Annotated in this window: 7 protein-coding genes; 4 read left to right on the top strand and 3 right to left on the bottom strand. The window is 63.6% G+C overall.

Going from position 1 to position 7,499, the window contains the following annotated elements; all coding sequences use genetic code 11:
• Positions 1–342 (top strand): HNH endonuclease (locus tag AC1DBL_RS14110; RefSeq protein WP_476926352.1); only part of this gene is annotated, 342 nt, incomplete at its 5' end.
• A 98-nt stretch (positions 343–440) separates the two neighbouring features.
• Positions 441–815 (top strand): VOC family protein, encoded by a 375-nt coding sequence (locus AC1DBL_RS14105; RefSeq protein ID WP_476917214.1) that lies wholly within the window; start codon positions 441–443, stop codon positions 813–815.
• A gap of 101 nt (positions 816–916) precedes the next feature.
• Here AC1DBL_RS14105 and leuD read toward each other — a convergent pair whose 3' ends face one another.
• Both leuD and leuC read right to left on the bottom strand, forming a co-directional pair.
• Positions 917–1,519, bottom strand: a complete 603-nt coding sequence (gene leuD / locus AC1DBL_RS14100; protein ID WP_476926351.1) for a 3-isopropylmalate dehydratase small subunit — start codon at positions 1,517–1,519, stop codon at positions 917–919.
• A 46-nt stretch (positions 1,520–1,565) separates the two neighbouring features.
• Positions 1,566–3,020: a 3-isopropylmalate dehydratase large subunit gene (gene leuC, locus AC1DBL_RS14095; RefSeq protein WP_476926350.1), complete on the bottom strand. Its 1,455-nt coding sequence runs from the start codon at positions 3,018–3,020 to the stop codon at positions 1,566–1,568.
• Positions 3,021–3,179: 159 nt separating this feature from the next.
• Between leuC and AC1DBL_RS14090 the strand changes: the two genes are divergently transcribed.
• Positions 3,180–3,899, top strand: coding sequence for an IclR family transcriptional regulator (locus AC1DBL_RS14090; protein WP_175322958.1), 720 nt, complete (start codon positions 3,180–3,182; stop codon positions 3,897–3,899).
• Between the two features lie 47 nt (positions 3,900–3,946).
• Positions 3,947–4,483 carry a DUF1697 domain-containing protein gene (locus tag AC1DBL_RS14085; RefSeq protein ID WP_476926349.1) on the top strand — a complete coding sequence of 179 codons (537 nt, stop codon included), beginning with the start codon at positions 3,947–3,949 and terminating at the stop codon, positions 4,481–4,483.
• Positions 4,484–4,502: 19 nt separating this feature from the next.
• Here AC1DBL_RS14085 and AC1DBL_RS14080 read toward each other — a convergent pair whose 3' ends face one another.
• Positions 4,503–7,334, bottom strand: coding sequence for an FG-GAP-like repeat-containing protein (locus AC1DBL_RS14080; RefSeq protein ID WP_476926348.1), 2,832 nt, complete (start codon positions 7,332–7,334; stop codon positions 4,503–4,505).
• Positions 7,335–7,499 lie beyond the last annotated feature (165 nt).

Genomic DNA, 7,499 nt, shown 5'->3' with positions numbered 1-7,499 from the left:
CTGGACCACATCATCCCCTGGCACACCGGCGGCGCAACCACAGCAGCCAACGGCGCCGGGCTCTGCGAAGCCTGCAACCACACCAAAGAAACCCCCGGCTGGAACGCACAACCCCGCCCCGGACCCCGGCACACCCTCCAACTCACCACCCCCACCGGCCACAGCTACCACTCCACCGCCCCGCCGCTGCCGGGAACCGGCGCAACCTGCCGGCCGCAACCGCGCTCCGGAGAGGGCAGGGAAACCAACGACCTTCCAAAGCCTCCGCTCCAGAACGGAAAGCTCAAGCACCGGGCCAAGGCCATCATGGTCGTCCGCCTTGCGACGCGACCGGCTGCCTAACCTCGCCGCCCGGCCACGGCGTTGTCTGGTCATTTGCGTCCGTGGTTGGTCGAAGGCCCCCTTGTCCACGGCAGGGGGTGCTGGGCTATCGTGGGGCCATGCCAAGCCAACTAGCCACCATTGCAATCGACGCCGTCCGGCCAAAGGTGGTGGCCGACTTCTGGTGCGCCGTCCTCGACTGGCATGTTGTCGAAGACGATAGCGACATCATCAGCATCGCGCCCCGGGACAAGTCCCGGCCTTCCATCGATGTGATCGCAGTGCCCGAGAGCAAGACGGTCAAGAACCGGCTGCACTTCGACCTGCGGGCTGACGGTGTATCCACCGCTGAGGAGCTGGAACGCCTGCTCGCCCTCGGGGCGCGGCGCACGGACGTGGGCCAGGGCCCGGACGTGAGCTGGGTGGTACTGGCTGATCCCGAGGGCAACGAGTTCTGCCTGCTGTCCAGAACAGTCCAAGACGTCGAAGACTGAGGAATCGTGAGTGAGCCCTGGGCCGCTTACAGCAACGCAAAAGTGCCGCCGTCGGGTCTCACAACCCGACGGCGGCACTCGTATAACTGCAGCAACCGCCCCTAGGACAGCTTGGCTGGCAGCGTCGTGGGATTGAACGACGGCCTCGTGGCCTCGTAAGCGGTGATGTCTTCCTCGTGCTGGAGGGTCAGGCCGATGTCGTCGAGCCCCTCAAGCAGGCGCCACCGGGTGTAGTCGTCGATTTCGAACGGCGCGACCACGTTGCCGCATTCGACCGTTTTGGAGACCAGGTCAACCCTGACCTCGGTGCCGGGAGCGTTTTCCAGCACTTTCCAGATCAGTTCGATGTCGTCCTGCGCCAGTTCGGCGGCCAGTAATCCCTGCTTGCCCGAGTTGCCGCGGAAGATGTCCGCGAAGCGGGAGGACAGCACGGCCTTGAAGCCGTAGTCCTTCAGCGCCCAGACGGCGTGCTCGCGTGAGGAGCCCGTGCCGAAGTCCGGTCCGGCGACCAGCACGGAGCCGGCGCTGAACGGTTCCTGGTTCAGGATGAACGCCGGGTCCTTGCGCCAGGCCGAGAACAGTGCGTCCTCGAACCCTGTCCGGGTGATGCGCTTGAGGTAGACGGCGGGGATGATCTGGTCGGTGTCGACGTTGCTCTGGCGCAGCGGGACACCGATTCCGGTGTGGGTGGTGAACTTTTCCATGGCGGATCCTTCGTGGCTGTGTGGATCGGTGCAGTCGGGGTGGGCGCTACACCGAAGCGGAACGGCGGCCAGCGGATTCGGACACAGGGTCCAGGTCCGACGGCGAGCTCAGCGTGCCGCGGACGGCCGTCGCCGCTGCCACGACGGGCGAGACGAGGTGGGTGCGTCCGCCCTTGCCCTGGCGTCCTTCGAAGTTGCGGTTGGATGTAGAGGCGCAACGCTCCCCCACCTCCAGCTGGTCCGGGTTCATGCCCAGGCACATTGAGCAGCCGGCAAAGCGCCACTCTGCACCGAAGTCGGTGAAGACCTTGTCCAGTCCCTCGGCCTCTGCCTCGAGCCGGACGCGGGCGGAACCGGGCACCACCAGCATCCGGATGTCCGGGTCCTTGGTTCGGCCGCGGATGATGTCCGCCGCGGCCCGGAGGTCCTCCATCCGGGAGTTGGTGCAGGAGCCCAGGAATACGGTGTCGACCCGGATGTCCTTCATTGGCGTGCCGGCTTCAAGGCCCATGTACTGCAGCGCGCGTTCCGCGGCGGCCTTGGCGTTCTCGTCGCCGAAGTCAGCGGGCGAGGGCACCTTGGCGGACAGGGACACACCCTGGCCCGGGTTGGTCCCCCACGTCACGAACGGTTCCAGCGTGTCGGCGTCGAGGTCCACCTCGGCGTCGAACGTCGCGTCGTCGTCGGTGCGCAGCGTGTTCCAGTATTCGACGGCGGCGTCCCAGTCCGCGCCCTGGGGCGCGTGCGGGCGGCCGTGCATGTAGTCGTAGGTGGTCTGGTCCGGGGCGACCAGTCCGGCGCGGGCGCCGGCCTCGATGGACATGTTGCAGATGGTCATCCGGGCTTCCATCGACAATGCCCGGATCGCGGAACCACGGTATTCCAGTACGTAGCCCTGCCCGCCGCCGGTGCCGATCTTGGCGATGACGGCCAGGATGATGTCCTTGGCGCTCACGCCGGGGCGCAGCGTGCCCTCAACGTTAATTGCCATGGTCTTGAAGGGCTTGAGCGAGAGCGTCTGGGTGGCCATGACGTGCTCCACCTCGGAGGTGCCGATGCCCATGGCGAGCGCCCCGAAAGCCCCATGGGTTGACGTGTGCGAGTCGCCGCAGACCACGGTCATGCCGGGCTGGGTGAGGCCCAGCTGCGGGCCGACCACGTGCACGATCCCCTGCTCGGCGTCACCCAGGGAGTGCAGGCGGACGCCGAACTCCTTGCAGTTGTTCCGCAGGGTCTCGATTTGGGTCCGGCTGGTGAGGTCCGCGATTGGCTTGTCGATGGCCAGCGTGGGAGTGTTGTGGTCCTCGGTGGCGATGGTGAGGTCCGGCCGGCGCAGCTTGCGGCCGGCGAGCCGCAGGCCCTCGAAAGCCTGCGGGGACGTCACCTCATGCACGAGGTGGAGGTCAATGAAGAGGAGATCCGGCTGGGCGTTGGCGCCTTCGCCGTCCCCCTTGCGCACCACGTGTGCGTCCCAGACTTTCTCGGCCAATGTCTTTGCCACGGCCTGCTCCCTTCACTGCTGTTTTGCCGCGTGACTGTCTCTGTCGCTTCGCGACGGTCCCGTTCCGGCTGGTTGTTGATCTCCACTGAATCAGCACTGCCGTCAAATATGCCAGCGCAATGATTTGCATCTCAGATATTGAGACGGCAATATCATTACATGGACAATTCTAGTGGCGTCGGCGTCATCGATAAAGCGGCCCATGTACTCGACGCGCTCGAGGCCGGCCCCACCACCCTGGCGCAGCTCGTTGCGGCCACCGGGCTCGCGCGGCCTACGGTGCACCGCCTCGCGCTGGCGCTCGTCCACCACCGCCTGGTGAGCCGCGACATCCAGGGCCGCTTCGTGCTCGGCAGCCGGCTGGTCGAACTCGCCTCCGCAGCAGGCGAAGACCGGCTGATCGCTTCCGCCGGTCCGGTGCTGATGCAGCTGCGCGACGCCACCGGCGAGAGCGCCCAGATCTTCCGCCGCCAGGGCGACTGGCGCGTCTGCGTCGCCTCCGCCGAGCGGCCCATCGGCCTCAGGGACACTATCCCGGTCGGCACCCAGCTCTCCATGAAGGCAGGCTCCGCCGCCCAGGTACTGCTGGCCTGGGAAGACCACGACCGCCTGCTCGAAGGCCTCCAGGCCGCCCGCTTCACGCCCACCGTCCTGGCCGGAGTACGACGCCGGGGCTGGGCACAGAGCCTCGGCGAACGCGAGCCGGGGGTCGCCTCCGTTTCGGCGCCGGTCCGGGGCCCGTCCGGACGCGTGATCGCCGCCGTCTCTATTTCCGGCCCGATCGAACGCCTGACCCGCCAGCCCGGCCGCCTGCACGCCGAGGTGGTCTGCAACGCCGCCCGGGTCCTGACCGAGGCGCTGCGCAAGACCAACGACTAACGCCCCCTGCGCGGGGGAACGCTGGACATCGCAGTTAGGCTGTGGCCATGAACAGCTATGCGGTCTTCCTCCGCGGCGTCAACGTGGGCGGAATCAATATCAAGATGGCCGAGCTCAAAGAGGCCCTCAAGTCACGTCCTTTTTCGGCCGTGAAAACGCTTTTGGCCAGCGGCAACGTGGTGCTGGCGAGTGAGCTTCCGGCGGCCGGCGTGAAAGCCGAGTTCGAGGCCTGCCTCCGGGAGACTTTCGGCTACGACGCCTGGGTGGTGGTGCTGGAAGCCTCCCGGGTTGCCGAACTCGTCGACGCCTGCCCCTACCCGGCGGACGACACCGCCACGCACAGCTACGTCACCCTCTCCTCGGATGCGGGGAGACTTTCCGAACTCTACGACGCCGGCAGCGCCCTTGAAGGGGTGGAGCTGACGCGGCTGGGGCCCGAGGCCGTGGCATGGCTGGCTCCCGCCAGCGGCACCCTCGACAGCCCCTTCAGCAAGCTCTCCGCCAAGGCCAAGTACAAAGCCAGCACCACCACGCGCAACCTGCGGACCCTGGTCAAGGTCCGCGATGCAGCCTCGGAGTTGTAACGGGGACAGGCCACAAAGACTAGCTGCTGGCGAACTTGTAACTCTGCATCAAGAATGGGTAGTTGACCGGCGCACCAACGGAACTAGTCATCACGTCCGAGTATCGGACGGTGCCTGTTGCGTCGATACCCACGATCCCGTTTTTTGCTGATCTGTGCTCAACGACTGTCGAGAATGCAGTCATGGCTTCATACCCCCCTGCAGTGAGCCGCACCGGTGCGGTCGAAACCGTCCCATTTCCCGTCCTCGCGTAGAGATAGAGGGATCCAGTGTTGTTAACGAGCAACGCGGACGAGGTGGACCCTGATGGGACGACCAACACCATCTGCTTGTTTGCCCAGCCAGAGCCGATTGGCATCGGTTCGCTCAGCGCGCCCGATGGCAGCACATTCCATGCCGAAAGTTGTCCGCCGTATCTCTCCGCTGAAAGGACCGCGAGTCCACTGCCCCAGATGCCGACAGCGAGTTTCCGGTTGTTCCAGCCACTCGCCCCAATCGTCACTGGCGCAGAAAAACCACCTTTTGACAATCCCCGGTGCAGTTGCAGTGTCCCGTCACCATGGCTGGTGAGCACATCTAAGAGACCGTCTCCGTTCCAATCCACCACGTGGCAGGACTTCACGTAGGTCGCGAAGCCCGAGTCAGCCCGAATCGGCGTGGCAAATTTGCCATCGCCAAGAGACCGTGCCACGTAGAGCCAACCGTTTGTCCCGACAGTCACTAGGTCGGCCTTTGATCGGATGGTCGGCTTCTGAACTGTGTCAACGTCAACGATGTTTGTGCCGTTCTCGGCGAAGTACAGCCGGCCCCTGCTGGTAACGACCATGTCGGTATAGTTGCCGCGGAGTATCTCTTTTCGTGTCCGAGACTCTGTATCCAACAACGTAACGGTGCCCCCAGCGAGGTGCAGGATGGAGTTGGCCTTCGGAAGGTAGGAGATGCTACTCGTCCTGTATCCCGGAGCGGCACTTCGGTTAAGTAATCGGTAGGTGAATACCGGACTTCCACTGTTCGGGTTAATCCTAATGACGCCGTTGTTCGTGCTCACGTATAGACGTCCGCGAATCATCCTGGGACTATTAATTTCCACTTCGCCGAGCAACTCGCGCTTCCAGAGAAGCCGGCCGGTACTAACATTCCACGCGAACACATGCGCGGACTTGGTGTCGTCCACCGAGCCATATCCGCCTTTTATGCCAGTGGTGCCGTAAACGACGTCACCGTCTCCTACTAGGCCCAGGACGGATTGGCCGGGTACGGGACCGCTGATTACCTTTATGTCTGCGTCGTTCGCGGGGTTGAGAATAACCAGCGCTCCAGTGTTGTGCCCGTACTCCGCGACGGTGCCGGCAACGACCCTGCCCCCGGCGGCTGCCCAGGCAAACGCTCTGGACTGAAGATACTTATCTCGAAGTTCTATAAGCCTCGTTACACTCTTCGTCGTTGGATTGAATCTAAACAGGCGACCGCCAGCATACGAACCCACATAAATGGTGCTTGCGTCGTACTGGAACATTCCTTCTATCTGCGCGATACCGGTGTCAGTCGCGGAACGCCAGATGTCCCGGGAAACTAGGTCAACCGATCCGATGCCGTCCCCCATGTAGGCGCCTAGGTACATGGTGTAGCCGGCGGTCTCGCCCATTAGGGCCTGGACTTTATAGGGCGATTCAGCAAAGACTATTTTGGCTGACTGAGCCACACTTTTTCCGGCTGTAGAGACACTGACGAATTCGTAGATCTGCCCCTCCCCGCAGAGCATGTTGACACGGGTTTCGCCGCTTGCACTCTCCACGCTCAGGGCGCACGGCGTACCAGGAACCAGACACACGAATTCCGCGGCCAGTGTGCCCGGGGCGATGCGCATCAGTTTGTGGCTTCCCAACGTATTCCAGACTGCATAGATATCGCCGGTGCCGCCCAGAGCTGAGGAGACTCGGCCGGCCGGAGCCCAGTCCCAAGGCGGCGTTATCCACTGGCCGGTCTCAAGGTCCAAGACCTTGAAAGCGGTCTTTCCGTCGGCGCCGTCGAAGTAGACAAAAAGGAAACCCGAGTGTGCCTCGATGCTGTTAACAAACCCTTTGGCCGCTGCGCCGGGAAGGGAAATTTCACGCAATTTTGAAGGCGTATCAGTGTGCCAGGTCACAATTCTGGGGCCTTCAACGCCGGACCCAGCGTAGACGTTGTCGCTGCTGTCGATGGTCAGACTTCGGACGTACTGCGCACCGGCATGGATCTGGGGGGAATGGATCGTGACGCCCGTGGACGGGTCGTAGCGGGTCGCGTTCCCGGTCGGGTAATTGCCGTTCCAAATCCTCCCTCTGGAGTCAACCGCGCGGCTGAAGGAGACGTCCGTCGCCCCAGGAGCAGCCTTATAAGCATCTGTGACTGTCCCGGCGGAGTCGATTCTCTTTACAGTGGCGCCGTAAGCGAGGACTGACTTGGTGAGCGGCTCATAGACGACATTTCTCGCACCACCTCCCCCGGCCGTAAACGGCGTGGCCGACAATTCCTTCTTCGCGGTCGACACGTCGAAGACTTGCACCTGGTCAGTCAGCCCCTGGCAGCCGGCTGCCATTTTCAACGCGCCTCCGGACGTCCGGTAAAAGGTCGCGCTGGGGTCAGGGATGCTTTTGAAGACGTTGCTGTAGCGGCGAAGCACAGCTGAAGGCTCGGTTCCGACCAGAGTCAGCGGGACCTCGGTGCTGCTGAGGGCGTCCAGTGAATTTGTCGGCAGACCGGCAGCTGTGGCGCTCTGAGTGCCGTTGGCGGACAACGCTGCTCCCGCCCCGACCGCGACGGCCCACGACAGGACGCTTCTCCGGGGAACGATTCTGGGTTGGTCTGTCACTGATGGAACCTACATTTCGCTGAAGGCGCGCCGCACTGGCATCTCGCCTGGGGAGCTAACAAGCCAGGATTGGATCGGCCATCTACCTTGGCCGATCGCTGATAAGCACCCGGTCATGACATCAAAACCTATCATCGGCTACCGCAGCGCAACCGCTGGAAATCT

This window comes from Arthrobacter sp. 10T44, from assembly GCF_056393885.1.
Note: the sequence above shows the minus strand (reverse complement) of the source record. Positions and strands in the feature narration are given on the sequence as shown.

Excerpts from the sequence above, each read along its gene's own strand:
- AC1DBL_RS14105 (WP_476917214.1), top strand. The coding sequence starts at position 441 with ATGCCAAGCCAACTAGCCACCATTGCAATCGACGCCGTCCGGCCAAAG.
- leuD (WP_476926351.1), bottom strand. The coding sequence starts at position 1,519 with ATGGAAAAGTTCACCACCCACACCGGAATCGGTGTCCCGCTGCGCCAG.
- AC1DBL_RS14090 (WP_175322958.1), top strand. The coding sequence starts at position 3,180 with ATGGACAATTCTAGTGGCGTCGGCGTCATCGATAAAGCGGCCCATGTA.
- AC1DBL_RS14085 (WP_476926349.1), top strand. The coding sequence starts at position 3,947 with ATGAACAGCTATGCGGTCTTCCTCCGCGGCGTCAACGTGGGCGGAATC.